1 protein-coding gene is annotated in these 337 nt (G+C 41.5%); it reads right to left on the reverse strand.

Features of this window, described 5'->3' with window-relative positions:
* Nucleotides 1–135 precede the first annotated feature (135 nt).
* Nucleotides 136–337, reverse strand: a 202-nt coding sequence (locus SJI03_RS28895; RefSeq protein WP_322429472.1) for a hypothetical protein, incomplete at its 5' end; no start/stop codon positions are given.

Genomic DNA, 337 nt, shown 5'->3' on the forward strand with positions numbered 1-337 from the left:
TAATCCATTTCATGGTTTTCACCTTGCAAAAATGCTACGTTGTTTTTCTACTTTACTGCCATATACGGCAATAGAAAATAGGGGACTGTCCACACGTGGATGCTTCAACAGAATAGCTTTTGGCTGAAAAAGCAGTCATGGATTTCCTTCCAAGCTTTGGATGACTTTTTTCTGAAACTCAATGATTTCCTGAATCTCCTTTACCTTCTCATCTGGCAAAGAATTCCCTCTAAGCAACAGTCCTCTTTCCAGCGTAAGTAAGCTAGCTTTTTCTCTCTTCAATTTCTGCTTACGACGCTCATCCCGATACTCCTTCGTCGGTACCGGATACCCCTTT

It is taken from the genome of Janthinobacterium sp. GMG1, from assembly GCF_034427795.1.
In the GTDB taxonomy this organism is placed as follows: Bacteria; Pseudomonadota; Gammaproteobacteria; order Burkholderiales; family Burkholderiaceae_D; genus Janthinobacterium.